Origin of the sequence: Salinicoccus roseus, assembly GCF_003814515.1 — a bacterium.
GTDB lineage: Bacteria > Bacillota > Bacilli > Staphylococcales > Salinicoccaceae > Salinicoccus > Salinicoccus roseus.
The window spans coordinates 97,373-123,007 of sequence record NZ_RKQJ01000004.1 but is presented as its reverse complement, the minus strand read 5'-3'; the positions used below and the strand labels follow the sequence as shown (position 1 = coordinate 123,007).

General features: G+C 46.4%; 23 protein-coding genes. 18 read left to right on the top strand and 5 right to left on the bottom strand.

Going from position 1 to position 25,635, the window contains the following annotated elements:
• Positions 1–62 precede the first annotated feature (62 nt).
• The 4 genes from EDC33_RS12715 to EDC33_RS11640 all read left to right on the top strand — a co-directional run bounded on the left by EDC33_RS12715 (position 63) and on the right by EDC33_RS11640 (position 2,045).
• On the top strand, positions 63–239 hold the full coding sequence (locus EDC33_RS12715; protein ID WP_170156421.1) for a hypothetical protein: 177 nt from the start codon (positions 63–65) through the stop codon (positions 237–239).
• Between the two features lie 113 nt (positions 240–352).
• The gene (locus tag EDC33_RS11650) at positions 353–556 is read left to right on the top strand and encodes a hypothetical protein (RefSeq protein ID WP_249036099.1); all 204 of its coding nucleotides are present in this window, start codon (positions 353–355) and stop codon (positions 554–556) included.
• Between the two features lie 114 nt (positions 557–670).
• Complete coding sequence (locus EDC33_RS11645) at positions 671–1,204, top strand: NADPH-dependent FMN reductase (protein ID WP_170156420.1); 534 nt, start codon at positions 671–673, stop codon at positions 1,202–1,204.
• Between the two features lie 58 nt (positions 1,205–1,262).
• On the top strand, positions 1,263–2,045 hold the full coding sequence (locus EDC33_RS11640) for an N-acetylglucosaminidase (protein WP_094907215.1): 783 nt from the start codon (positions 1,263–1,265) through the stop codon (positions 2,043–2,045).
• A gap of 14 nt (positions 2,046–2,059) precedes the next feature.
• Here EDC33_RS11640 and fdhD read toward each other — a convergent pair whose 3' ends face one another.
• Positions 2,060–2,887 (bottom strand): formate dehydrogenase accessory sulfurtransferase FdhD, encoded by an 828-nt coding sequence (gene fdhD / locus EDC33_RS11635; protein ID WP_124011303.1) that lies wholly within the window; start codon positions 2,885–2,887, stop codon positions 2,060–2,062.
• A 114-nt stretch (positions 2,888–3,001) separates the two neighbouring features.
• Here fdhD and EDC33_RS11630 point away from each other — a divergent pair, with 114 nt between their 5' ends.
• From EDC33_RS11630 to EDC33_RS11605, 6 genes are all read left to right on the top strand, one after another.
• Positions 3,002–4,267 (top strand): L-lactate MFS transporter, encoded by a 1,266-nt coding sequence (locus EDC33_RS11630; protein WP_094907197.1) that lies wholly within the window; start codon positions 3,002–3,004, stop codon positions 4,265–4,267.
• A gap of 234 nt (positions 4,268–4,501) precedes the next feature.
• Positions 4,502–6,859, top strand: coding sequence for an FdhF/YdeP family oxidoreductase (locus tag EDC33_RS11625; protein WP_124011302.1), 2,358 nt, complete (start codon positions 4,502–4,504; stop codon positions 6,857–6,859).
• 161 nt (positions 6,860–7,020) lie between these two features.
• Complete coding sequence (locus tag EDC33_RS11620; protein WP_124011301.1) at positions 7,021–8,361, top strand: sodium-dependent transporter; 1,341 nt, start codon at positions 7,021–7,023, stop codon at positions 8,359–8,361.
• A 217-nt stretch (positions 8,362–8,578) separates the two neighbouring features.
• On the top strand, positions 8,579–8,911 hold the full coding sequence (locus EDC33_RS11615; protein ID WP_188358214.1) for a MerR family transcriptional regulator: 333 nt from the start codon (positions 8,579–8,581) through the stop codon (positions 8,909–8,911).
• Between the two features lie 18 nt (positions 8,912–8,929).
• On the top strand, positions 8,930–10,264 hold the full coding sequence (gene glnA / locus EDC33_RS11610; protein WP_040105376.1) for a type I glutamate--ammonia ligase: 1,335 nt from the start codon (positions 8,930–8,932) through the stop codon (positions 10,262–10,264).
• A gap of 283 nt (positions 10,265–10,547) precedes the next feature.
• A complete protein-coding gene (locus EDC33_RS11605; protein WP_170156419.1) occupies positions 10,548–11,732 on the top strand; it encodes an NAD(P)/FAD-dependent oxidoreductase in 1,185 nt (394 codons plus the stop codon).
• 37 nt (positions 11,733–11,769) lie between these two features.
• Here EDC33_RS11605 and EDC33_RS11600 read toward each other — a convergent pair whose 3' ends face one another.
• Positions 11,770–13,437: a Na/Pi cotransporter family protein gene (locus tag EDC33_RS11600; protein ID WP_124011299.1), complete on the bottom strand. Its 1,668-nt coding sequence runs from the start codon at positions 13,435–13,437 to the stop codon at positions 11,770–11,772.
• A 372-nt stretch (positions 13,438–13,809) separates the two neighbouring features.
• Between EDC33_RS11600 and EDC33_RS11595 the strand changes: the two genes are divergently transcribed.
• Positions 13,810–14,919, top strand: a complete 1,110-nt coding sequence (locus EDC33_RS11595; RefSeq protein WP_124011298.1) for an HAD family hydrolase — start codon at positions 13,810–13,812, stop codon at positions 14,917–14,919.
• Between the two features lie 32 nt (positions 14,920–14,951).
• Here the strand turns inward: EDC33_RS11595 and serA are convergent, their stop codons facing one another.
• The 3 genes from serA to EDC33_RS11580 form a co-directional block, all read right to left on the bottom strand.
• Positions 14,952–16,544: a phosphoglycerate dehydrogenase gene (gene serA, locus EDC33_RS11590; protein ID WP_124011297.1), complete on the bottom strand. Its 1,593-nt coding sequence runs from the start codon at positions 16,542–16,544 to the stop codon at positions 14,952–14,954.
• Positions 16,531–17,685, bottom strand: a complete 1,155-nt coding sequence (locus EDC33_RS11585) for a pyridoxal-phosphate-dependent aminotransferase family protein (protein WP_371868357.1) — start codon at positions 17,683–17,685, stop codon at positions 16,531–16,533. Before EDC33_RS11585 ends, serA begins: the two co-directional genes overlap by 14 nt.
• Before the next feature lie 111 nt (positions 17,686–17,796).
• Positions 17,797–18,873 carry an AAA family ATPase gene (locus tag EDC33_RS11580; protein ID WP_124011295.1) on the bottom strand — a complete coding sequence of 359 codons (1,077 nt, stop codon included), beginning with the start codon at positions 18,871–18,873 and terminating at the stop codon, positions 17,797–17,799.
• Between the two features lie 146 nt (positions 18,874–19,019).
• Between EDC33_RS11580 and EDC33_RS11575 the strand changes: the two genes are divergently transcribed.
• The 7 genes from EDC33_RS11575 to EDC33_RS11545 all read left to right on the top strand — a co-directional run bounded on the left by EDC33_RS11575 (position 19,020) and on the right by EDC33_RS11545 (position 25,534).
• Positions 19,020–19,862 (top strand): DUF368 domain-containing protein, encoded by an 843-nt coding sequence (locus EDC33_RS11575; protein ID WP_229716762.1) that lies wholly within the window; start codon positions 19,020–19,022, stop codon positions 19,860–19,862.
• 14 nt (positions 19,863–19,876) lie between these two features.
• Positions 19,877–20,908 (top strand): GTPase domain-containing protein, encoded by a 1,032-nt coding sequence (locus EDC33_RS11570; RefSeq protein WP_124011294.1) that lies wholly within the window; start codon positions 19,877–19,879, stop codon positions 20,906–20,908.
• Between the two features lie 202 nt (positions 20,909–21,110).
• Positions 21,111–22,400, top strand: a complete 1,290-nt coding sequence (locus EDC33_RS11565) for an extracellular solute-binding protein (RefSeq protein ID WP_124011293.1) — start codon at positions 21,111–21,113, stop codon at positions 22,398–22,400.
• A gap of 25 nt (positions 22,401–22,425) precedes the next feature.
• Positions 22,426–23,688 (top strand): sugar ABC transporter permease, encoded by a 1,263-nt coding sequence (locus EDC33_RS11560; RefSeq protein ID WP_094907381.1) that lies wholly within the window; start codon positions 22,426–22,428, stop codon positions 23,686–23,688.
• Positions 23,688–24,530, top strand: a complete 843-nt coding sequence (locus tag EDC33_RS11555) for a sugar ABC transporter permease (protein WP_094907383.1) — start codon at positions 23,688–23,690, stop codon at positions 24,528–24,530. The genes EDC33_RS11560 and EDC33_RS11555 overlap by 1 nt, the downstream gene beginning before the upstream one ends.
• A 13-nt stretch (positions 24,531–24,543) precedes the next feature.
• A complete protein-coding gene (locus EDC33_RS12895; RefSeq protein WP_282957580.1) occupies positions 24,544–24,828 on the top strand; it encodes a LacI family DNA-binding transcriptional regulator in 285 nt (94 codons plus the stop codon).
• Position 24,829: 1 nt separating this feature from the next.
• A complete protein-coding gene (locus EDC33_RS11545) occupies positions 24,830–25,534 on the top strand; it encodes a hypothetical protein (protein WP_124011292.1) in 705 nt (234 codons plus the stop codon).
• The last annotated feature ends 101 nt before the right edge of the window (positions 25,535–25,635 follow it).

Sequence of the window (25,635 nt, the reverse complement as noted above, 5' to 3'; positions counted from 1 at the left end):
AAATGATTGCTTTTTATCCAAATGGGACTATACTTAATTTACTACATGAAAAAGGTGATCATATGGAGACGAAATTAAAAATATTGGAAGGCAGACTGACAGCCTACCAATTGAGTGAAGCCCTTGGCATACCGATTGAAATGGCACAGAATCTCCTTACCAATGAAATTGCAGTCGAGCAGCTCGACGAAGCGGTTAAAGCAAAGATCACTGTATTGGAAAGTGCACTGTTTTCCTGATACTCCTGTAGTGTTAGACTATACATCTCCCGTTCATTTCGCGGGAAACTGTTTAAATGCAATTCACATTCATTGTTTAATCTTCCTCTTGTGATATAATTGAATTCAATTAGTTGATTGAGGAAGGTGAAGGCATGGATATTGGTATGAATTTTGATTTAATGACTGAAAAGCTGACAGCTTACCAGATAAGCAGAGCTGTCGATATTTCCATTGATCAGGCTCAATCAATTATAGACGGACAGGCTGACTTAGACGACCTGGACCAAGAGACGATAGATAAGCTTAAAAATTTAAATGATAAATTGATGAACTGAGGTAGGCATAAGCCGATCTCAGTTATTTTATACGACTTTTGGCGGTTTAATTCGAAAGATGCAGATGATAACATATTATACACGTTTAAATATATGTATAAAGGAGCCTTTCCAATGAAATTGTTGATACTTTCAGGAAGTGCTTTTCCAGATTCCCACACACATTCGATTGCCAGGCTGATAGAATCTCTAGTGGAACAGCCTGAACATGAAGTGACCCATATAGATCTCAGAGAAAAGGATATCCCCATATTCGGGCAGGGGAAGACGGAGGATATCGAATTTTTGAAACGGCATGCGGAAAATGCGGATGCCATTATCATAGGTACGCCGAATTACCATACTTCATTTTCCGGTCTGTTGAAGAATGCATTGGACCACCTGTCGATAGATGAATTTGAAATGAAACCGGTCGGACTCTTCTGCAACAGCGGCGGCATGAGGAACTCAGATCCTCTGACACAGCTGAGGATGGTGATGCGGGGGGTCCATGCGATGGTGCTCCCGCTTCAGGTCTGTACATGTGATGAAGACTTCGAAAAAACCGGAGACGGATACAGGCTGGTCAATGATGCGCTGAGGGAACGCCTGAGTGTCATGATCGACGGGCTGGTAAGGCAGTCGCATTCCGAGACGATAAGCATCTGAATCCTCAGGTGCTTTTTTATTATCACCACGAATTTAAATGGATGGGAAAAGTGGCCGGATGAATAAAAGGAAGAAAGAAAACATGACGGTGCTGCTGTTGCTCGGTCTCATGGCCATATTCTTTATGGCATTCATGGTGTCTGAAACCTCACTGTTCAAGGAGGAGGGTAACATTCATAATTTCGAGGAAGCAGTGAAGCGGCAGATTGATAACGGGACGGTGGACGTGAAGCTTGATGATGGCAGGACACGGCCAGCAGAAAATGAAGAAATCAGAAACGCAATGCAAGTCGAAGGAAGTGCGGTCCCACACCAATTTTTGAATCTCACTGAAAAAGCGGATGTTACTGCTGAAGAGGTGAACCGTCTGTTGAAGGGTAAAGGAATCCTCGAGGGCCGCGGAGATATTTTTCTTGAAGCCCAAAAGAGACACGGGGTCAATGTGCTGTATCTGATCAGCCATGCCCAGCTTGAAACGGGCAATGGAGAATCACGTCTTGCGCAGGGCATCCAGCTTGAAGATGCCGCATACTATAATTTCTTCGGAATCGGTGCTTTTGATCGCAAGGCGGTTGAAGAAGGATCAGCCTACGCAGCCCGTGCTGGATGGTCTACTCCGGAAACGGCCATTCTTGGAGGAGCAGAATTCATCAGCGAAAACTATCTCGATCAGGGGCAGCAGACATTGTACGCAATGCGCTGGAATCCGTCTTCCCCAGGCTCCCACCTTTATGCAACAGATATAGAATGGGCGCTGAAGATCGGTCAAATCCTCGAATCGCATTACCGGAGCCTTGGCATTGAAGGGAAAGATTTCGAGAAGGATTACTATATGAACTGAAAAGATTCCGTCCTCTAGGGGGCGGAATCTTCTTTAATGCGCCACGGATGGCTGTATATGTTGAAGGAATTGCCGCGGATAAAACCCACAGCAGTGATGTTCAGGTCTTCAGCCAGTTGGATGGCCAGGTTTGTCGGAGCGGATTTGCTCAGTACGATGCCAACACCGATTTTAGCAGCTTTCGTCAAGACTTCAGAAGAGATGCGTCCGCTGAATACGAGGACTTTATCCCGTACGGGAATGCGGTTCTGGAGACAATGGCCATACAGTTTATCCAATGCGTTATGCCTTCCGATATCCCCTCTGTGGACAATGACATCATCAGGTGTACCCAGGCTTGCGTTATGTATGCCGCCCGTTTCCTTGAAGATGGTGCTCTGCTCCTGCATACCCTGCATCAATTCTATGCACTGGGCAGGTGTCAGAGTCGTTTTGGCCATTGAGACCTTTGCAGTGTCGACATCATTCTGGAAATAGAATTGCCGGCTTTTTCCGCAGCAGGAGCCGAGGATGCGTTTAGAATATATGAAGTGATCGGTTGGGATTTCCCTGTTCAGGCGGATATGGCAGAAACCGCCATGGTCGTCCAGGTTCATGGATTCTATATCGCTGAAGCGTTTTATCGCCCCTTCAGATGCGAGAAAGCCGATGACCAGTTCCTCAAGGTGTTCTGGAGAACACACCATCGTTGCAAATTCTACATCGTTCAAGTAGATCGTAAGAGGGAATTCCTCTGCTACAGCATCCTCAATTTCCACTAATTTGTTGTCGCTGTAGCGTAGAATATTTTTATTGGTCGTGGTTTTCAATGATATCCCTCCTTTCAATCTTTTTGAAACCATTTTCCGGTCATGTATCTGGGTATATTATAATGCAAATTACTTTATAGAATGCCAAACATATTCTATAGCTTAAAGTTTTTTTTGTAAACATTGAAAATAAAGGGGTGCTTCAAATTGAAAACAAAGAAAAATCGTTGGCTCATCGCATTGGCAGGAGTGGGAATACATATTTCGATAGGCTCGGTCTATGCGTGGAGCGTATTCACTTCACCACTTCAGGCCGAATTGGGATGGAGTTTGAGTAATGTTTCATTTACGTTCAGCCTGGCCATTCTGTTTCTCGGACTGTCGGCAGCCTTCATGGGCCATTTCGTAGAAGCGAAGGGACCACGCATCTCGGGACTTGTTTCGACAGGCTTCTTTGCCTCGGGTTTGGCGATTGCCGGATTCGCAGTACAGCTAGAGAGTCTTTGGCTATTATATCTCGGATACGGTGTTTTGGGTGGAATCGGGCTGGGAATAGGGTATATCACTCCCGTGTCTACGCTTGTAAAATGGTTCCCTGACCGCAGGGGAATGGCGACCGGTCTTGCCATCATGGGATTCGGTTTCGCCGCCATGCTGGCAAGTCCGGCAATGGAATTCATGATTGAAACGTTCAGCATCGCAATGACATTCTATGTGGTTGCTGTAGTATACTTTGTAATCATGCTGCTCTCAAGCCTCTACTTGGAGAAGCCGCCGGAAGGCTATCATCCTGAAGGTGTAGACTTGGAAGATGAAAAGACGGCGAAACAGGATGCAGTACAGCTTACGGCAAACGAGGCCATCAAGACAAGAAGGTTCTACTTCCTATGGATCATGCTCTTCATAAATGTGACATGCGGCATTGCAATTCTTGCAGTGGCAAGTCCGATGGCCCAGGAAATCGCCGGTCTGTCTGCAGGTGCAGCTGCATTGATGGTCGGAATCATGGGTGTGTTCAATGGCGGCGGAAGACTGGCGTGGGCAACGGTGTCCGACTATATGGGACGCCCCAATGTCTACACGATGTTCTTTATCATACAGATCGCGTTATTCCTGATTCTTCCTTCAGTCACTCAAGCCCTGCTCTTCCAAGCCATGCTGTTCATCATCATTTCATGCTACGGTGGCGGCTTCGCTTCGATTCCTGCCTATATAGGGGATATATTCGGGACAAAACAGCTGGGGGCCATCCACGGATATATCCTGACCGCCTGGGCAGCCGCCGGACTGGTCGGCCCCTTCATTTCCTCCACCGTCTACGAGGCGACCCAGAGCTACACACTGACACTGTACATTTTTGCAGGTATGTTCGTGGTTGCCCTGCTGGTCTCCCTGCTCATCAGGGTGGATATCAAGAAAATCAATAGAGAGGCGAAGAACGAGGGGAATTCGGAACTTGCCATGGAAAACTAGTATCAAAGTAAGCTTCCCATTGTACTAATCACAGATTGAAAAATTAATAACCTACGCTTTTCAAAGACATGCGACTTGACCTTCAAGCGCATGTCTTTGAATTTTGTCCAATTTGTCATCCTTCTATGAAAATGTGAATTCTTTGAGAATAAGTTAACAGAAGAGAATTGATAAAACTGACAATTGGGATACAATAACTATAGGGAAAGATAATTTTTTGGAGGAAGTGTAGTAATGGGAAAAACTCTGCATCAAGGTCCGATAAGCAAAACGAAAAAATGGGATCCGAACCTGTGGGTGAGTCCGGTGCCATTTGGACTTACCAAATTGAAACCACATCACATCAGAGATACGGCCAAAATTGCATGGAAGAATAAAGATAACCTCAATTATGCCAAAAATATAATCACTAAAGGAGTATGCGACGGATGTGCCCTTGGGGTGTCCGGTCTGCAGGATCAGACGTTGAAGGGTCCGCATATGTGCACAACCCGCTTCAACGTCCTCCGCCTGAACACTGCGCCTCCAATCAAGCCTAAAATCCTGCACCAGGATATCGATGAACTGAGGAAGATGACGAGTGCAGAACTCAGGGAGCTGGGGCGCATCCCGTATCCGATGATGCGCCGCAAGGGAGATCGGAAGTTCATCCGCATTTCATGGGATGAGGCGATGGACACGGTGGCGGATAAGATGAAGGCCCTGGATCCAAAGCAGTATGCTTTTTACCTGACAAGCCGAGGCATCACCAACGAATCGTATTATACCGCAGCAAAAGTATCGAGGTTCCTTGGTACAAACAATATAGATAATGCTTCCCGCATATGCCATTCACCAAGCAAGACGGCCATGAAGCGTTCCATTGGTGTAGGGGCTTCGACATGCAACTATCAGGATTGGCTCGGTACGGATGTACTGGTATTCTGGGGCAGTGTGGCTTCAAACTCGAGTCCGGTATCCACAAAGTATATGATGGAAGCGAAGAAGCGTGGGACCAAGATCATCGTCATCAATCCATATAAGGAACCTGCAATGGAGAATTACTGGGTGCCGTCCGTGACGGAGTCCGCACTGTTCGGCACCAAAATTGCAGATGACTTCTACGAAGTGAACATCGGTGGAGATATTGCAATGATGCATGGCGTCATGAAGCACTGGTTCGAAATGGAGGAAGAAAACTCCGGCTCGGCGGTCAACCATCAGTTTGTAGAGGAGCACGTGAACAACTACGATGAGCTGAAGAAAACTGTAGAAAACCAGACATGGGAACATATCGTCGAATCTTCCGGCATCAGCCGGGAGCGTATTACGGAACTTGCAGAACTCCTGGCGAAGTCGAACAGTGGAGTAATGGTATGGGCACTTGGACTGACTATGCATAAGCATGCGACGGATAATATCTCACAAGTCGCCAACCTCGCACTTCTGCGCGGCTGGCTTGGAAGGGAAAACTGTGGACTCATGCCCCTGCGTGGACATTCCAGCGTCCAAGGTTCAGGTGAAATGGGTGCGGACCCATTCGTTCTGCCTGGAGGCGACTATGATGATGCGAACAGGGAACGTATCGAAAAGATATGGAACTTCTCATTGCCGAAATGGCCGGGGGATTCCGTTGGAGTCACGATTGAAAATGCCATGCTGCCTGAAGACAATGAAAGAAAGCTGAAGCTGTATTATATGTCAGGCGGGAACTTCCTTGAGACGATGCCGGATCCTGATTTTGTAGCAGAAGCACTTTCCAATCTGGAAGTACGTGTGCATCAGGACATCATCCTGAATACTTCAACACTGCTTGATGCGAAAGAGACGGTGATTGTCCTTCCAGCCAAGACGAGGTATGAGCAGGACGGTGGCGGACTGTCGACATCAACAGAGCGGATGGTCTATTTCTCCCCGGAAATTGAGGGGAACCGGAACCGCATCGAGGAAGCACGGAGCGAATGGCAGATTTATGTGGACCTCGCCAAACGCGTGAAGCCGGAATCTGCAGAACTCATCGACTTTGCCTCCGGACAGGAGATCAGGGAAGAGATTGCCAAGGCCAATCCGCAGTATGACGGAGTACAGTACCTCAAGAAGGCGGGAGAGGTCTATCAATACGGAGGTGCCTGGCTTTGTGAGGGAGGCGTATGTCCGACGCCGGATGGCAGAGCAAATCTCATCGGTATCGACATACCGGATAACAATAAGAAGGCTGGAGAGTTCAGGCTTCTGATGAGAAGGGGCAAACAGTTCAACTCCATGGTTTATGGTGATACGGATGCATTCAATGCGATGGGCAGATATGATGTGCTCATCAGCAGGGAAGATGCGAAACGTGAAGGCATCCAGGATGGTGAAGCGATCGTACTCTATAACAAGAACGGCGTTTTCCAGGGGTTTGCAAGAAGTGCGGATATCAGATCTGGGAATCTTGGTATCCAGTTCCCGGAGGGCAACTATCTTGTGCCTAAAGGAATCTACGAGAACTTTGCCAAGATGCCCGACTATACAGTCGACGTGAAACTGGAGAAGGCGGATCACTTCAATGCCAACAAGGACAGGCAGTACTACGAAAAGCCGGTGCCGGATCTTGAAGACAATCCAAACTAACATCTTAAGAGGGGCGTTCCTTTCATGGGGACGCCCCTTTTGCGTTATTTACTTAGGGAATTTCCGGCACGGAGTGTTCAAATGTATAACAGGTATGCTACTATATTAGGAACTCTATCAAAAATGTATAAAGTGAATAAATAGTAAAGAGAGGTTAGTTTATGAATAGTGTGAGATGGGGTTCCAAAATAGGGTTTGTCCTGGCAGCTGCCGGTTCAGCAATTGGACTTGGTGCGCTGTGGCGTTTTCCTTATATGACTGCCGAGCATGGTGGCGGCGCATTTCTTCTTGTATTTCTTATAATGACATTGTTTATTGGAATGCCGCTTCTGCTCTCCGAGTTTGTTATTGGACGCTCGAGCCAACGCAACCCGATTGAAGGGTTCGAATATCTTGGCGGAAAGAAGTTCTACAGGGTATTTGGCTGGCTCGGGAATATAGCGGTCTTCCTGCTTCTTTCCTTCTACAGTGTCATTGGGGGCTGGATACTGATCTATCTTGTTGTCGCCCTCGGCGATGCCGTCAACCTGATCCAGATTGATAATTACGGAGCTGCTTTCGAAGGCATCATCGCCAATCCACTATATGTCGTTGTGGCACAGGGCGTCTTCATCCTGCTGACAGCCTTCATTGTGGCTAAAGGAGTGCAGGAAGGACTTGAACGTGCATCCAAAGTGATGATGCCCCTGCTATTCGTCCTCTTCCTGATTGTAATCATCCGTTCAGTGACTCTTCCTGGAGCGATGGAAGGCATCGCATTCTTCCTGACGCCGGATATCAGCGGAATTGATTCTACAGCACTGCTGTATGCACTGGGGCAGTCCTTCTTTGCATTAAGCATTGGTGCGACGACGATGATTACATATTCATCATATCTGGGAGAAGAGCACAATCTTACGCAATCTGCGCTCTCAATCGTACTCATGAATGTTGTCATTTCCATCATGGCTGGACTTGCCATTTTTCCTGCAATCGCATCACTTGGAATGGAAGCCGCTGAAGGTCCGGGACTTGTATTCATCGTCCTGCCACAAGTATTTGGAGAGATTCCGCTTGGGGTGCTGTTCTATATCCTCTTCATCGGAGCCTTCCTGTTCGCAACTCTGACTTCTTCGATCTCAATGATTGAAATCAATGTGGCCAATGCAATAAAGGGCGATGAGAGCAAACGTCGCAGTAGAGCCTATATCTTCGGGTTCTTCGTATTTCTGGCGGGCATTCCATCTGCGCTGTCCTATGGGGTCCTGAGTGACGTCATCATTTTCGGCAGGTCGATCTTTGATAATGTGGACTTTCTTGTCTCCAATATCATGCTTCCGATCGGCGCCCTTGTATCGACCTTGTTTGTCGGCTTTGTCATCGACAAGCGTGTAACGATGAACCAGCTGAATGTCGATGAAGGCAGCAAAATGTATGGATTTTATAAGTTCTGGATGTTCATGCTGAGATTCGTACTTCCAGTAGTGATATTGATTGTATTCGCGGTAAGCATAATAGGTTAGATGGGAACTTCCGGCACAGGCCGGAAGTTCTTTTTGTTTTTGGAAGGGAGAGCCTATACATACAAAAGAATCATTATAGCCTGGCATGACCATTATGAAAAAGATTACCCTTTAAAGAAATTCATTATAGTTTAGTGACATGTCAGAATATCTTACATGGATTAGATTTTTGAAAAATGTTGTGCTAATATTATGAACATGGCGAGGGGTGATCATTTTGGATAAGGATCATATAAGACGTAATACAGCTATTTTTCCAATGTCATCAGCCATGAAGCTGACCGGGCTCACAGCACGTCAAATCAGATATTATGAATCCCTATCACTTATTTCTCCTGAAAGGACACCAGGCAACCATCGGATCTTTTCGATGAATGACTTGGATATTCTTCTTTCGATCCAAAACTACATGGAAAAAGGTTTCACTATGAAAAGGATAGGGGAAATCCTAAATGAACCTCATAAAGTCGATACACCTGAAATACTCAAGTATAATGAATATCAACGGCCCTTATTGAACCGCGGAGATTTATCAAGGTTTTTCCAATAACTTATAGGAGAGTGAACAATGAGCGAGTATAAAAGAGAAGATATCATCCGTATTGCAGAAGAAGAGAATGTCAGGTATCTGCGACTCCAGTTCTCAGATATTTTGGGAACGATTAAAAATGTCGAAGTACCGATCAGCCAACTGAACAAAGCCCTCGATGGAGAGATGATGTTTGACGGTTCTTCAATCGAAGGATTTGTTCGAATCGAAGAATCCGATATGTACCTGGTACCTGACCTGGACACTTGGACAATCTTCCCATGGACAGCTGGCAAAGGAAAAGTAGCAAGACTCATCTGTGACATCTATAATGTCGATGGAGAGCCTTTCGACGGCGACCCGAGATCTAACTTGAAGCGTGTGCTCAAAGAGATGGAAGATATGGGCTACTCTGCATTCAACCTTGGGCCTGAGCCTGAGTTCTTCCTCTTCAAGCTTGATGAAAAAGGACAGCCTACAACCGAGCTCAATGACCAGGGCGGCTACTTCGACCTTGCACCGACTGATCTCGGCGAAAACTGCCGGAGGGATATTGTGCTTGAACTCGAAGACATGGGCTTTGAAATAGAAGCATCCCACCACGAAGTGGCTCCCGGACAGCATGAAATTGACTTCAAATATGCAGATGCCATCACAGCGTGTGACAACATCCAGACATTCAAGCTCGTGGTCAAGACGGTTGCACGCAAGCATAACCTGCATGCTACTTTCATGCCGAAACCGTTATTCGGTCTGAACGGAAATGGTATGCACTTCAACGTGTCATTGTTCAAGGGTGGAGAGAATGCCTTCTATGATGAAAATGACGATATCGGTCTGAGCCAGGATATGAGATACTTCATGGCCGGCATCCTCAAGCACGCACGCGGCTTCACGGCAGTATGCAACCCGCTTGTGAACTCCTACAAGCGTCTCGTACCGGGATATGAGGCGCCAAGCTATATTGCATGGAGTGGGAAGAACCGTTCACCACTGCTCCGTATACCGTCCTCCCGTGGACTGTCCACACGTGCAGAAGTAAGGTCGGTCGATCCGGCAGCGAACCCGTATCTCGCACTTGCCGTCATCCTGAAAGCCGGACTTGAAGGCATCAAGAATAAGACGGATCTGCCAGAGCCGGTAAACGAAAACATCTATGAGATGTCCCGCGAGGAGAGGGAAGCGGTAGGAGTAGAGGACCTGCCATCCACACTCTATACAGCACTCAAGGCGATGAGGGAAGACAGAGTGATCATTGACGCTTTGGGCAGCCATATATACAGACAGTTCCATGGCAATAAGAGCGTCGAGTGGGATATGTACCGTTCACAAGTTTCCGATTGGGAGCTCAAACAGTATTTGAACCAATATTAGAAGAAAAGGGATGAGGCCATGGCCTCATCCCTTTTTTTTGCTGTGCAGCTTGCTTTTATGCTGGATGAAAGATCAATAACGCAGGGCGGTGTTTTTTTATTTTGAATGGAGATAAGCGTGCTCGGGAGGGGTTTATGAGGTAACGCTGACCATTATAAAGATATGGTGAAAGAATTTTCAAAGATGAGGCAGCCGTGGTCAGACAGAAGAGGGATTATTGAGCTCAACTGAATAAATAAAGCAATAAGAGGGAATGAGACTTAAAAATGGAGGTGTCGAAAGAATGAAGAATCATTATCGACTGATCATATTGGGTGGAGGGACCGCAGGTGTTTCCACAGCAAGCAGGATTTTAAGCGAAGACAAAAGTCTGGAGAAGGATGTACTTATCATAGAGCCATCCGAACACCATTACTTCCAGCCGGGCTGGCCGCTGGTAGGCAGTGGAGAAATGAGTCTTGAGTCTACTAAGAAGCCCATGGATAAGGTGATGCCAAAAGGAGCAAAGTGGCTGCAGGAAACAGTGGAGAGTGTAGACCCCGTCAAACGTGAGGTAAAGGCAGGCGGATACAGAATCAAGTATGACTTCCTGGTTGTAGCCCTTGGCATAGAGCTCAACTACGATGCGATTGAAGGCGCCACGGAGGCACTTGGATCGAATGGTGTATGTACGAATTATATATACGAGCATGTCAATTACACCTACGAGACCCTCCAGAAGGTCAAAGAGGGCAATATTGTGATCACGAAACCCCAGTCCAGGATAAAAGGCGGTGTCTCTGCTGAAAACTCCGTCTTCACAATGGATGAGTATATAAAAGATAACGACCGGGATGCGAATATCGTATTCCGCAGCGGCCGTGATGAAGTGTTCAAGGTGAAGAAATACAGCGACAAGATGGTGCAACGCTTGGAGGAAAAGGGAATCGACTACAAAATGAAGGAGGAGCTTGTAGAGGTCAGAAGCGAGCATAAGGAGGCTTTATTTCAAAATCTCGATACGGGTGAGCGGCATGTGGTGCCTTTCGAGATGCTCGTCATCACCCCTCCCATGAGTGGTCCTTCGGTTCTTCAGGATTCCGGCCTTCTGGATCCGGAAGGGTGGGTCAGTGTAGACCCGCACACGATGATGCACAACACGTACACTACAGTCTTTTCATTGGGGGATGCCTCAAGCCTGCCGACAGTCAAAATGGGCAGTGCGGTAAAGGAGCAGATGCCAATCCTCGTCAAAAACCTTCTGGAGCGTATGGATGATAAGGAACCATCTCACGAATATGATGGAAAGACAGCCTGTCCGATAGCTACAGAATATGGTCACCTGATACTGGCGGAATTCGGTTATGATAATATTCCAAAGGAATCGACATTCCTCAACCAGACAGATGATAAATGGTTTTTCTATCAGTTCAAGAAAAACATGCTGCCGATCATGTACTGGTATGCATTATTGAAAGGGAAAGTATAAAAAACTGGACCAGTCATCTGGTCCAGTTTTTTATTGGTTATTCATAGATTGTAAAGTCTTCAGCGAGGTCATCGACTTCATCGCTCAAGTTCGTTTCGGAAATGTTTCTTGCGTTATAGCCGATACGCTCGAGTGTGCTGATGAGGTCTACGTAAAGCAGGCCGCCATCTGTGGAGCAGATGCCTTTATTCAGACGTTTGACATGCTGTTTCCTTAATTTGTTCTCGATCTTGTATGACTTCTGGCTGAGTCTGATGACTTCCTCCAGATCTTGAGGGTTGTATATATCGAGAGATTCTATCGATTTCCTGAAGGACTTGTATACATGATTGAACAGGTCTTCCAGGCCTTCCTGGGCGGGTTCTGAAAGCTCGATGTTTTCACGATGTTTCTTATTGAACAAATCTGCATATTCATTGATCTGCCCACTGACTTTATAGAAGATGCGCGTCACTTCAAGCAAGGTTGACTGTCTTTCTGCATCTTCCGGAGAAATATCATACTTTGATGCGTCGATGATATATGACCGCAGGCTATCCTGAAGCGTATCGACGACATTCACTTTTTCCTTGATCTGTTTATATAGTTTAGGGTTGTTCGTTTCGCTGTACTCTTTCGTATCATCCAGAATGCTCAGTGTAAGGTTGCCAAGGTTCTTCACTTCTTTTTGCGCACCCTGCAGGGCAAGGCCAGGCGAGCGCTTAAGAAGATGAGGATCCAGATGGTTTGGCTTATAGTCCTCGGAGAAGTCTCTTCCTGGGACTATACGGGTTACAATCCATGCAAGAGCGGCAATGAACGGCAAGTGGATAAGTGTATTTGTGATATTAAAGAAACCATGTGCAAAAGCAATCGTCATTTCCGGGTTGAGATCCATTGCAGACTGCAGATATGAAATGAGATTTACGAACAACGGCATGATGATCATGAAAATCGTTGCACCGATTACGTTAAAGATGACATGGACGGCAGCTGCCCTCTTGGCTGCGATGGAGCCTACAAGCGCTGCAAGGACAGCAGTAATTGTTGTTCCTATATTATCCCCGAGCAGTAATGGCAAACCGGCGCTAAGGTCGAGCAGTCCATTACTATAAAGACTCTGGAGGATACCGATGGTAGCACTCGAGCTTTGGACTATGACCGTAAGTACTGTACCGACAGTAACTCCAAGAAGAGAGTTGGTAGACATGTCCAGCATCAGATCTGTAAACCATTGGTAATCTGCCAAAGGTTTCATACCCTGCCCCATCAGGTCAAGTCCATAGAACAGGGCGCCGAAACCGAAGAGTATGCGACCGATGTTATAGGATTTTGGGCTGTTCTTCAGAAAGAATATGAGGAATGCACCAAGGGCCAGAATCGGCAGTGCATAATCACCAATCTTCAGTCCGATGATGAAGGCAGTGACTGTAGTACCTATGTTGGCACCCATAATGACACCAATGGATTGACGCAGTGTCATAAAGCCTGCGGAAACGAGTCCAATAGTCAGTACTGTTGTTCCTGTACTGGTCTGTAGCAGTATTGTAACGACAATACCAGCAATGATCCCTTTAATCGGGTTCGAGGTCATCCGGTTCAGAATTTCACGCAACCGGTCTCCTGCGGAAGCCTGCAGGCCATCCCCCATCTGTTTGATACCATAAAGAAAAATACCAAGTCCTCCGAGAAATAGAAAGATGACTTCCATCGGACTGAGTTCCATAAATATTCCTCCACCCAGGTACAACGTACCTTAATATTATATTAATAATTTTAACGCAATATTTACCATTCATATTACGACTTACATTATAGGATGAAAAAAATGAAATTGCATCAGAATAAAAAAATTAACCCGGGTTAAATTCTTATATTTGGCGTGAAACGCTTTATTTCATAACTTGTTGTTCCCTAGATAAAAGCGTTTCAAACCCCGCCAATTCTGGTGTATAACGAATGGTATAGTATAATATTACTTCCAAATGGAAAAATGAATTCGCAAGATTTCAAATTATCAAAACCAATATCGACAATTCCCGCACGATATGAGAAACTTGAGATTATAATACATAGTGTAGATGGGGAGGACAAGCGTGTGACGGTCGTACTATTTGATGTGGATGGCGTTTTTTTAAGTGAGGAAAGGTGTTTCGATGTATCCGCCCTGGCGGTGCACGAGATGCTCTATAGTCCAAGATATCTGAACCTGGATACATATCAGTTCCGTACGGATTACAGCGATCAGGAAATAAAGGAAATCAGGGCGGAAGTGTTCAGCAACGATGAGGTGCTTGACCGTTTTAAGCAGATGGGTCTGAACTCCAATTGGGATATGCTTTTTGTGACATTTTCCATCCTATATATAGAATTGATGAGAAATGCGGACCTGAAGATGGAAGGAATGGACCTCGCCGACATCCAAGGCGTTGGCGGCATGATGAACACCCAGGAAGTGGATTACAAAAAGGTGGTCGAATTCCTGAAGGGTGACACCTACACGAAGGATTCCATATATGATGCGCTCATGGCATATGCCAGGGAGAAGCTGAACATTGAAGATGCATCGGCCTTTGAGATGGCAGGTCCCATATGGGAGAAGGGACAGTATAAATATCAGGAATGGTATCTTGGCAGCAGTGACGTCAAGACCTCTACAGGCATTGAAGCAGAAGAGCTGGACAAGCCTGGATTCATTCATGATGAAGAATGGATTGTTGCCCCTGAAGACATCAGGGGGATGCTGAAGCGCCTGCTTGAGGCAGGAGTCGAGATCGGCGTCGCCACAGGGCGGCCGAGACAGGAGACGCTGATTCCATTCCACCAGGAACGTCTCATGGACATATTCCGGAACAACAGGATCTCAACGGCATCAGAAGTGCTTGCGGCAGAAGCAACAGATCAGGCCGAAGGTTCTCTCGCCAAACCCCACCCATACAGCTACCTATGGAGCCTGTATGAACATGACGAAGTGCACTTTGAGGATGCATTGAATCAAAGGAACACATCCGACGACAAGGTTGTCATTGTAGGGGATTCAGTGGCCGATTACTATTGTGCAGAAGCAATCGGGGCTGAATTCATTGCTACATTGACCGGGTTGACCGGACGGGCGATCATTCCAAATTTTGAAGCACTGGGCGTCACCGACATGGTGGAAGATGTTCTTGGTGTAGAGGAAATCATATTAAAAAACCATCACTCATGAGTGATGGTTTTTTTTGGATTACCCTATTCCTCTCAGGACAGATCGACCTGCTTCACTTTATGGAAGCCTTCTATTTTTGTAAGTTCTTCAATCGCTTCGTCATTTACGCTCTGGTCGAGTCTAAGGGACAATAGCGCGGCACCGCCTTCGTCCTTCCTGCCCAGCTGCATGCTCGCAATGTTGATGTCATACTTGCCGAGCGTATGGCCCATCTCTCCGATGATGCCGGGACGGTCGAGATGGTTGATGAAGAGCAGGTGCTTTGTCGGTTTGATATCGACCTGGAAGCCATTTATCTTTACAATGCGTTCTCCATAGCCATTCAGAACGCTGGCGCCGATCGTCAGTTTTTCATCATTGTTGATCAGTTCTGCTTCGAGATAGTTGCTGTAGCCATGTGTCTGTCCTTTCTTCTCCACTTTGTAAGTGACATCCTGCTCCTGGAGCAGGTAGAGGGCATTGATGATGTTGACGTTCTCTCCAAGATGGGGCTTCAGCATATTTGCAACAAATGACCGGGTGAGTATGCTTGTGTCATCCAATGCCAGGTCTCCATGGTACTTGAGTTTGATTTCCAGGGGCGGTCGGTTCATCAGCTGTATCGCCACTTCACCCATATGGCTGGATATATTTATGAAAGGCTTCAGTTCCTCGTTGATGTTTTCGCTCATCCTCGGTGCATTCACCGCATGGACAATCGTGTTGTTCTCAAGGATGTTGATTATTTCCCGGGAAACGCTGATGGCCACCTTTTCCTGTGCTTCCACTGTCGAAGCACCGAGGTGCGGGGTCACTACGATGCGGGGGTGGTTCAGAAGTTTCTGGTTGGTCGGCGGCTCCTCTTCAAATACATCGAGGGCTGCGCCACTTATCTGGCCCTCATCCAGTGCCTCGAGTAGCGCTGCTTCATCAATGATGCCGCCTCTCGCCACGTTGACTATTTTAAGTTCCGGTTTGGCAGCTTCGAAGAATGCTTTTCCTACAATTCCTCTTGTCTGCGGGGTAAGGGGAGTATGGACCGTAACGAAGTCGGCATGCTCTGCGATGTTCTCGACTTCCATCTTTTCTATATCCGCTTCTTTGGCCTTCTCCTCCGAGAGGTAGGGGTCGAACGCAACAATCTTCATGCCGAAACTCTGGGCCCGGCGGGCGACACCGAAGCCGATTTTACCGACCCCGATGATGCCGAGGGTCTTGCCGTACATTTCGGTACCTTTATAGGCTTTGCGGTTCCAGACACCTTCCGAAAGTTCCTTATGGGCTGCAGGGATTTCCCTTGTCAGAGCCAGCATCATCGCCATCGTATGTTCGGTTGCGGATATGGTATTGCCATCCGGGGCATTGACCACGATGACGCCATACTTGGTGGCGGCATCGATATCAATATTGTCCACACCGACGCCTGCCCGGGCGATCACCTTCAGGGAACGTGCATATTGGATGATCTCCTCTGTGACGGTCGTCTGGCTTCTGACGATCATGGCATGGTAATCATGGACGATATCCAGTATTTCCGCTTCGGAGAGGCCGGTTTTGATGTCCACTTCATAATTCGGATGGTCGAGCAGTTCTTTGATGCCGTCTTCACTGATTGGATCCAGTACAAGTACTTTATATTGATTCATAATATGCCTCCTGGGCAGCAGTCAATGCGCTGCCATAATATTTCTTTCCGCGATAGTCACTTGTGATGGCCTCAAGTGCAGACAGAACTGTCAACATATCCTTCGGGAACATATAGCCCATGTGTCCAATGCGCAAAATCTTTCCTTTAAGCTGTTTCTGGCCCCCTGCAATTGTGATGCCGTATTTTTTCTTAAGGGCGTCTTTGATATGGGAAAGTTCAGCTTCATCGGACTTGAATGCAGTGACGGTCGGAGAAGCATGGTCATCCTCCACAAGAAGTTCAAAATCAAGCGCCTTAAGGCCCGCCCTGAGCATATTGCGCATCTTGAGGTGGCGGTCGTATACCTGCTCCACTCCTTCCTCCTTATAGAGTTCAAGCACTTGGTCCAGTCCCTGGATCAGGGATACGGCTGGTGTGAACGGTGTGGAGTTTTCTTCCAGGGATTTGAAGTATTTGTTGATATCAAGGTAGAATCTTGATATTTCGTTTTGACTGGCACGTTTCCTCGCCTGTTTGTTCATTGCCACGAAAGCGATGCCCGGCGGCAGCATCAATGCCTTCTGGCTCCCTGTAACGAGGCAGTCGATGGAATCACGGGCCATATCGAACTGCATGCCGCCCACTGCACTTACGCCATCGACGATGAACAGGGTATCACTATTGTAATTCTTGACCAGTTCCCCCAATGAATGGATGGGATGGACTACGGCTGTGGAGGTCTCACAGGCTTGGGAGAATACAGCCTTGATATTCTCTTTACCGTAAAGGAACGACTTGAAGCTTTGGAGATCCACCCCTTCGCCCCAGGGTACTTCATAAACATGGACATCGTATGGGTATGTCTGGGCGATACTTTTAAAACGCTCACCGAATGCACCGCTGACGATGACGACAATGGATTCGTCAGGTTCTACAAGATTGACCATGGACGTCTCCAATGCACTTGTACCGCTTGAAGTAAGTATGGCTACAGGTTCTTCTGTACCGAATAATGTTTTTATATTGGACTGCACATTTTCCATGAGGGAAGTGAAGTCGGAAGAACGGTGTCCAATCATGCCATCTGACATTGCACGCGTTACTTGAGGGGGGATGGGCGTCGGACCGGGTGTGAGTAGCAAGTTTGGTTCCATATATATCTGCCTCCATAGAATAGATGTACACTATAATATCAAAGTTTTCTGTATTTTCCATAATTATAAGGGGTCAATCTTTTATAAAGTGTAATATTATCAAATAAAGCGTTTCCATCAGTTGTCTTTGCCGTCTTTCAGAATTTCATCGACCAACCTATGGGCTTCCTGATACCTGTCCCGGTAGGAATCACCGTCGAGGATGTGCGTGATGGACATCAGATCATGCAGCTCCAGTTCCTCCATGATCATTTGATGAATCTCATTTTTATCTCCGACATGCACAGCCGCCTCATCCTTCGGTGCTTCCGGAGGAAGGACCAGTATGAGGGACCAGTGCTGGAGATGTATATAATAGTCGAAAACTGATTTCAGGCGGTTGAATTCCTCCCCATCTGCGTACCGCTTCATATTGACTTTTGTAGTCATGACATCAGTGTCCGCAAAGAAGACTTTGCGTGTGCCGGGGGAGTGGATATGGCGCCTGTTGTTCTCAAACTGTCCGATGCCTATTGCGTGGAAGTCTTTGACGTCAAGCTCATCATCGGCGATCCGGTGCTCGCGGCAGTAAGTTTTTGCATACTCTATGGAGTAGCTTGTAGAATAACGCCTTGCCAGATCCTGGACCATTGAAGTGCGGCCTGTTCCTGGTGCTCCTATGATGAGTACATTCTGGACAAAGAACTTCCTGAAGGTCCGCATGACGTAGTCCCAGTTCAATATGGGCTCTTCCCTGATGCTTGTACCGCTGATGCCGAGTATTTTGCGGTCAACCATCGTTATGGATGTATCGATATGAGGCCATTCCCTGCAGAAGAAGTCCTTGAGGGGATCGGTATACTCCTCCTCCCCGACATAATAGGTCATCTCTCCGACGGAAAAAAAGAGGGCATCCATTTCCAGAAGGATGGTTTCTGCCAGCATTTTGAGCCACGGTTCCCAACCGTGCGGATATCTGGGTATATGTGTTTCATCCAGCTTGAGTATGGTGACATTGTCATCGGGGCCGAGCAGGCGCCGCATGGATTTGACCCGATTATCGAGCGTCATGCCGTGGGTATCTCCCCGATCCCCCTCATAGCCGCTGACAATCACGAAAGCGTGCCGGTTTTCCCTTTTGGCCCGGATGATCTGTTCAAAGTGCCCTACATGACACGGGGCGAAGGTGCCGAAATAAATTCCTAGATCTCTCACTGTGACAACTCCTCACGAATGGTATTAAGACAGTTATATCAGTATAAAAGCGGTTTATCAAATCAATATACATGCTCTTTGCCAACAGGTAGGCAAAGATATGCTACAATCAGATGGTAAAAATTAAAAGTTGAGGGATACTATAAATGGTAAAATGGGTAAATATCTTCAAAGGGTTTCTGATGGGCATATGTGAATTGATTCCTGGAGTCAGCAGCGGCACGATGGCCCTCCTCCTCGGCATCTATGACCAGTTCCTCGGGGCCATCAGTAAAATCGTATCAAAGCACTACAGGAAGGCGATTCTATTCCTGCTGCCGCTGGTCTTCGGGATGGGGATTGCGATACTTACATTATCCAACCTGATAGACTATCTGCTGCGGAATCACATGGTGCCGACGCATTGGTTCTTCATCGGTCTGGTGATCGGCGTCGTTCCAATGATGCTGAGGATTTCGAATTATAAAGTGGAATTCAGGGCAGGCCACTACATCATCCTGTTCATGGCGGTGGCGCTACTCTTTGTTATGGGAATGAGCAGGGGGGAGGAACAGGTGATCAATGATGTCGCCATCACCTTCCCGCTGCTCGTCAAACTGTTCTTCAGTGGTATACTCGCTTCAACGACGATGCTTCTTCCGGGAATATCAGGGTCGCTGGTGCTCCTGATACTCGGTTCGTATTCCATCGTCATCTATGCAGTCAGTGAGCTGACAAGCTTCAATCTTGGAATACTGCCGATTTTGATTGCCGTCGGTTCCGGCATCGTCCTGGGTCTGCTTGTTGCGAGCCGCATCATCCAATATATGCTCAGACATTTCACCTATTTGACCTATGCACTGATACTGGGGCTCGTCATTGGATCCGTCTTTGCGATCTACCCCGGCCTTCCGGATACAGCCCTATCCTGGACAGTGACTGTGCTGTCCGCCATATTGGGGTTTGCAATCAGCTGGTACATGGGTGCTGACAATGAAGATACAATCTGAATGGAGGCGAGGATATGGAACAGAGCCATCCTTTGGTCATGGCCTATCATGAATATATAGAATCTACGATCGATTACCGCATTGCTGTGCTGGGACAGGTTGACGCAGGCAAAAGTGCCCTGGTAAACCGGTTGGCGGATGCCGATTCCTTTATTTCCACACAGACTGATGCCACACGCACAATTACCGAGCACCCCTACGGAAAAAGGGGAAAGATCCTTGATTTTCCAGGTGTCGGAACAACGGAATATTCACCAAAACAGTACAGGAAACTGATAGCCAGGACAGGTGTCAGACACGTATTGTACGTCTTCTCATCCAAGATACGGGATGCGGATGAAACGGTTATCCGGTACCTTGCCAAAAAAGGCGTCCATATCACATTCGTCTACAACAAGACCGATACACTTGTGGATGTTTCCGGAGAGCGTGCACAGAAGACGCTGATGAACGATAAGGACACAGAACTCCATGTGACCTTCAAGAAACAGCTCGACCAGCCGCTGTATTATCATTTCGCCAGCGTGAAGGACGATGCAGGGATCGATGAGCTGAGAGGGAAGCTGGATGATATATTCGAGGAAAAGGACGCACTGTTCGCCAAGAGGGTCAGGAGTGCCCAGTATCTTGAGAAATTCCTGTCCAGGAAAATGAACGGCCTGGCGACCAAACTGCTGTCCCCAAGCTTCAAGGACATCATACTCAGCCGTTCATACAAGTCGATAGAGGAGATGACCGAATCGCACTACGACGTCACTGAGGCGGATGGAAAAGTGATCGGCCAGGACATCCCCAGGGCGGCGGACTACATCAATCGTGTGAAGAATACGGAGAAGGACACGAAGAAACCTGCGGACTACATCAATCATCTGGCCACGCTCTTCAGCGCAGTCTTCAAAATGAGGAAGTTGAATGTCGTCACTTTCATCGTTTCTTCGCTCGGCGAAGTCAGCGTGAAAAGCATCTACCCCGTATTGAAGGGAACATTTGAATACGTCGGTGATATGAATGACTTTGCCCGCGAAGTCATTAAATACTACCGTTAGACCAAAGCACCCCGGCAATCGCCGGGGTGTTTTTCCTTTGGAGGGCAATCGTTTGCACTTGAACATGATAAAACGTTATAAGGAATCCTGCATGTAAAAGAGATAAATTTATGCAATCGTTTGCAAAAAATATTGACTTACTATGTGAAAACGCTTTATTATAAAAGTATGAAATGATTTACATATCTAGAGGAGGATTATGATGAAGAGCAACAAATGGTTTCTATTGATGATGTTTGCATTGGTTCTGATGTTGGCAGCCTGTGGGCCGGACAGACCAGAGAGTGGGGAAGAAGCTGCTGGTGAAGGAGCCAACGGCTCAGGTGAAGAAGGCTCTGAACCAGAAAAGCCTGAAGTGCTGAATGTTTGGCTTGATGGAGAAAATCAGATGGAAGTATACGGTGAAATTTTTGAGAAGTATGAAGAAGAAACAGGTATTGCTGTTGAATTTACAGAAGTAGGCATGACTGACCAATTGGAACAATTATCATTGGATGCTCCGGCAGGACAGGGTCCAGACCTCTATCAACAGCCACACGATATGATTGGTAGTGCTTATCTCCAAGGTCTTGGAATGGAACTCGACCCCTCTGAATTCGAACTCGATGCATTCAACGAAAATGCACTTGAAGCATTCACTTACGAAGGCTCATTGATGGGCGTACCATTTGCTGTTGAAGCGGCTGCTCTCTATTATAATAAGGATATTATAGACGAAGCGCCTCAAACAGTTGAGGAGCTCGAAGCAATCATGGAAGAGTATACGGATGAAAGTAATAATGAATACGGATTCCTGATGGAAGCAACCAACTTCTACTTCTCATATCCACTGCTGTTCTCTGGAGATGAGCAGATTTTCGGCCAAGAAGAGGATGGAAGCTACAACTCTGAAGATCTTCAAGTCGCTACAGATGGTGTAGTTGAGCAAGCAACACGTATGCAAGAGTGGTTCCAGGCCGGATACCTTAGTGAGAATGTGACCGGTGATGTGCTTGATGGATTGTTTACAGATGGAAAGGCACCTGTTGCAATGACAGGCCCATGGAAACTCTCAGACTATTCTGATGCACTTGGAGATTCACTGGGTACAGCAACACTACCTGAACTTGATGGAGAAACAATGACACCATTTATGGGAGTCAAGGGATGGATGATTTCCGAATATACGGAGAACGAATACTGGTCAAAAGACCTCTTGAAGTTTATGACTAATGCTGATAACAGCAAATTGGTCACTGAGGGCCTCAGGGAAACAGTGCCACGCTCAGATGTTGAAAGCTCCAATGAACTGTTGAGGGTGTTTAATGAGCAGGCCGAGAACGCAAACCCAATGCCTAATATTCCGGAAATGGCACAAGTTTGGGAACCAATGGGAGATGCGTTGATCTTCATATCTAATGGGGACGATCCTCGCGAAGTTTTGGAAGAAGCAAAATCACAAATACAAACTGATATAGACTCAGCTTCAGGTGGACAGGATTCTGAAGAGTAGTATCGAAGGTTAGGAGGAAAGGGCTATGAAGAAAAATCCGAAATTGGCTGCAGTCCTGTCCATCCTTCCTGGACTGGGCCAATTATACAATAAGAGGTACGCCAAAGCAGGTGGCCTCTTTATTCTCTTTATATCATTTTTTGCAGTTTTCTATAATTTCTTGAATATTGGATTCTGGGGACTTTTTACTCTTGGTGAAATTCCACGTGTAGATGATTCAAGGATTTTACTGGCACAGGGGATCATATCCCTTCTTGTAGTCGTAATAGCAATTACCTTCTATATTGCTAATATCATAGATGCGTACAAAGATGCCAAACTGATCAACAGCGGGGACTTCAGGACGATGAGGCAGCAATTCAGGGATGCATGGGATAAGAGTTTCCCTTATGCAATCGTCGCCCCTGGGCTTTTCTTACTCATCTTTATAGTGGTATTCCCACTGCTGTATATGTTCTTCCTGGCATTCACGAACTATAATCTCTATAATGCACCGCCTAGAAATGTTCTGGATTATATTGGCTTCGAGAACTTTAAGGCTTTGATTGAAGTGGACATCTGGAGGAATACTTTCTTCAGCGTCTTTACATGGACGATCGTATGGACACTCGTGGCAACAACATTACAGATCGCCCTGGCCCTACTTCTTGCAATCATCGTCAATCATCCTTTGATAAAGTTCAAAAGGCTGATACGCACTATACTTATCTTGCCATGGGCAGTGCCGGCATTTGTGACGATTCTTATTTTCTCTGCACTATTCAATAACCAGTTCGGGGCTATCAACAATGACATTCTGCAACCATTGTTCGGCCTTTCAATTCCGTGGCTATCAGATCCCTTCTGGGCAAAAGTTGCTCTGATAATGATTCAAACATGGTTAGGATTCCCATTTGTCTTTGCCTTGTTCACGGGCGTCCTTCAAAGTATATCCGACGATTGGTATGAAGCAGCTGATATGGATGGTGCGTCAGGGTGGCAGAAGTTCACTGAAATAACTTTCCCGCACATCATGTTTGCTACAGCACCGCTTCTCATAATGCAATATGCAGGGAATTTCAACAACTTCAACATCATTTATCTATTCAATGCTGGTGGACCTGCTATAAGAGAACAAAATGCTGGCGGCACCGATATTTTGATTTCATGGGTATATAAACTGACTTTCGAAACCCAGAACTATAATATGGCCGCCGCAATTTCCATCATCATTGGTCTTATTGTAGCTTCGGTGGCTGCATTCCAGTTCAGTCGTACTAGAGCAGTTCAAGAGGAAGGTGAGATATGATGACTAAAAAAAGAAAAAATCTCTTAAAGCAGATTGTCATGTATACCATACTGTTCATTATGACGGTGGCGATCTTCTATCCTCTCCTTTGGACTTTTGGAATTTCATTAAATCCGGGGAATAATTTGTATGGGGCTAATATGATTCCTGAAAACTGGTCATTCACCCATTATAAATGGTTGTTTACAGACCCGCAGAGCATGTATCTGACATGGTATAAGAATACCTTGATTGTAGCAGCGGCCTCCTCTTTCCTTTCAGTGGTTTTCGTTACTTTGACTGCCTATGCCTTCTCAAGATATCGTTTTGTCGGACGTAAATACGGTCTGTATGCCTTTCTTATCCTGCAGATGTTTCCGGTATTGATGGCCATGGTGGCAATCTATATCCTCCTCAATACAATAGGACTTCTGGATTCCCTCTGGGGACTTGTTCTTGTATATGTGGGTGGATCGATTCCGATGAATGCATTTTTGGTTAAAGGTTATTTCGATACCATCCCAAGAGAGTTGGATGAATCTGCGAAAATGGATGGCGCAGGACATTTTCGTATATTCTTTACAATAATGATTCCTTTGGCCAAACCGATTATTGCAGTAGTTGCATTGTTTAATTTCATGGCACCGTTCATGGACTTTATTTTGCCGCGTATCGTTTTGAGAAGTCCAGAAAACTTCACCTTGGCATTAGGGCTTTACAATATGGTCAATGATCAATTTGCCAATACATTCACAAGATTTGCCGCAGGGTCGATCCTGATTGCAGTACCTATAGCAATCGTGTTCCTTTTCCTGCAGAGGTATTTGATTTCCGGCTTGATGTCCGGATCGACTAAAGGTTAGATAGGGTGATCTGATGGTTACAATTAAAGATGTAGCAAAAACTGCTGGCGTTTCCCCTTCAACGGTTTCAAGAGTTGTAAAGGATCATCCAGGAATCAGTTCAGATACCAAAAGAAAAATACGCAAAATAATGCAGGAGATGGGGTATACGCCCAATGTTGCTGCAAGAAATCTTGTTACGAACAAGTCGTATACTATTGGTCTCATAGTAAAAAGTGCAGTACAAGAAGCTGATAGCCAGGACAGGTGTCAGACACGTATTGTACATCTTCTCTTCCAAGATACGGGATGCGGATGAAATGGTTATCCGGTACCTTGCCAAGAAAGGCATCCATATCACATTCGTCTACAACAAGACCGATACACTTGTGGACGTTTCCGGAGAGCGTGCACAGAAGACACTGATGAACGACAAGGACACGGAGCTCCATGTGACCTTCAAGAAGCATCTCGATCAGCCGCTGTCCTATCATTTTGCCAGTGTGAAGGATGATGCGGGGATCGATGAGCTGAGAAGGAAACTGAATGATATATTTGAAGAGAAGGACGCAATGTTCGACAAGAGGGTCAGAAGTGCCCAGTATCTTGAGAAATTCCTAACCAGGAAAATGAACAGCCTGGCTGCCAAACTGCTGTCTCCAAGCTTCAAGGACATCATACTCAGCCGTTCCTACAAATCGATAGAGGAAATGACCGAATCGCACTATGGCGTCACTGAGGAGGATGGAAAAGTGATCGGTCAGGACATCCCCCGGGCTGCGGACTACATCAATCGTGTAAAAAATACGGAGAAGGACACGAAGAAACCTGCGGACTACATCAATCATCTGGCCACGCTCTTCAGTGCAGTCTTTAAAATGAGGAAGTTGAATGTCGTCACTTTCATCGTTTCTTCGCTCGGCGAAGTCAGCGTGAAAAGCATCTACCCCGTATTGAAGGGAACATTTGAATACGTCGGCGATATGAATGACTTTGCCCGCGAAGTCATCAAATACCACCGTTAGACCAGAACGCGCTTGCCGGGATGTTTTTCCTTTGGAGGGCAATCGTTTGCACTTGAACATGATAAAACGTTATAAGGAATCCTGTATGTAAAGGAAATAAA

Bases quoted from the DNA above. Each gene is read 5' to 3' on its own strand.
- glnA (WP_040105376.1), top strand. From the start codon at position 8,930: ATGAGCGAGTATAAAAGAGAAGATATCATCCGTATTGCAGAAGAAGAG.
- EDC33_RS11555 (WP_094907383.1), top strand. From the start codon at position 23,688: ATGACTAAAAAAAGAAAAAATCTCTTAAAGCAGATTGTCATGTATACC.
- EDC33_RS12715 (WP_170156421.1), top strand. From the start codon at position 63: ATGGAGACGAAATTAAAAATATTGGAAGGCAGACTGACAGCCTACCAA.
- EDC33_RS11545 (WP_124011292.1), top strand. From the start codon at position 24,830: ATGGTTATCCGGTACCTTGCCAAGAAAGGCATCCATATCACATTCGTC.
- EDC33_RS11600 (WP_124011299.1), bottom strand. From the start codon at position 13,437: ATGGAACTCAGTCCGATGGAAGTCATCTTTCTATTTCTCGGAGGACTT.
- EDC33_RS11560 (WP_094907381.1), top strand. From the start codon at position 22,426: ATGAAGAAAAATCCGAAATTGGCTGCAGTCCTGTCCATCCTTCCTGGA.
- EDC33_RS11625 (WP_124011302.1), top strand. From the start codon at position 4,502: ATGGGAAAAACTCTGCATCAAGGTCCGATAAGCAAAACGAAAAAATGG.
- EDC33_RS12895 (WP_282957580.1), top strand. From the start codon at position 24,544: ATGGTTACAATTAAAGATGTAGCAAAAACTGCTGGCGTTTCCCCTTCA.
- EDC33_RS11570 (WP_124011294.1), top strand. From the start codon at position 19,877: ATGGAACAGAGCCATCCTTTGGTCATGGCCTATCATGAATATATAGAA.
- EDC33_RS11565 (WP_124011293.1), top strand. From the start codon at position 21,111: ATGAAGAGCAACAAATGGTTTCTATTGATGATGTTTGCATTGGTTCTG.
- EDC33_RS11640 (WP_094907215.1), top strand. From the start codon at position 1,263: ATGAATAAAAGGAAGAAAGAAAACATGACGGTGCTGCTGTTGCTCGGT.
- EDC33_RS11620 (WP_124011301.1), top strand. From the start codon at position 7,021: ATGAATAGTGTGAGATGGGGTTCCAAAATAGGGTTTGTCCTGGCAGCT.
- EDC33_RS11575 (WP_229716762.1), top strand. From the start codon at position 19,020: ATGGTAAAATGGGTAAATATCTTCAAAGGGTTTCTGATGGGCATATGT.
- EDC33_RS11645 (WP_170156420.1), top strand. From the start codon at position 671: ATGAAATTGTTGATACTTTCAGGAAGTGCTTTTCCAGATTCCCACACA.
- fdhD (WP_124011303.1), bottom strand. From the start codon at position 2,887: ATGGTTTCAAAAAGATTGAAAGGAGGGATATCATTGAAAACCACGACC.
- serA (WP_124011297.1), bottom strand. From the start codon at position 16,544: ATGAATCAATATAAAGTACTTGTACTGGATCCAATCAGTGAAGACGGC.
- EDC33_RS11605 (WP_170156419.1), top strand. From the start codon at position 10,548: ATGAAGAATCATTATCGACTGATCATATTGGGTGGAGGGACCGCAGGT.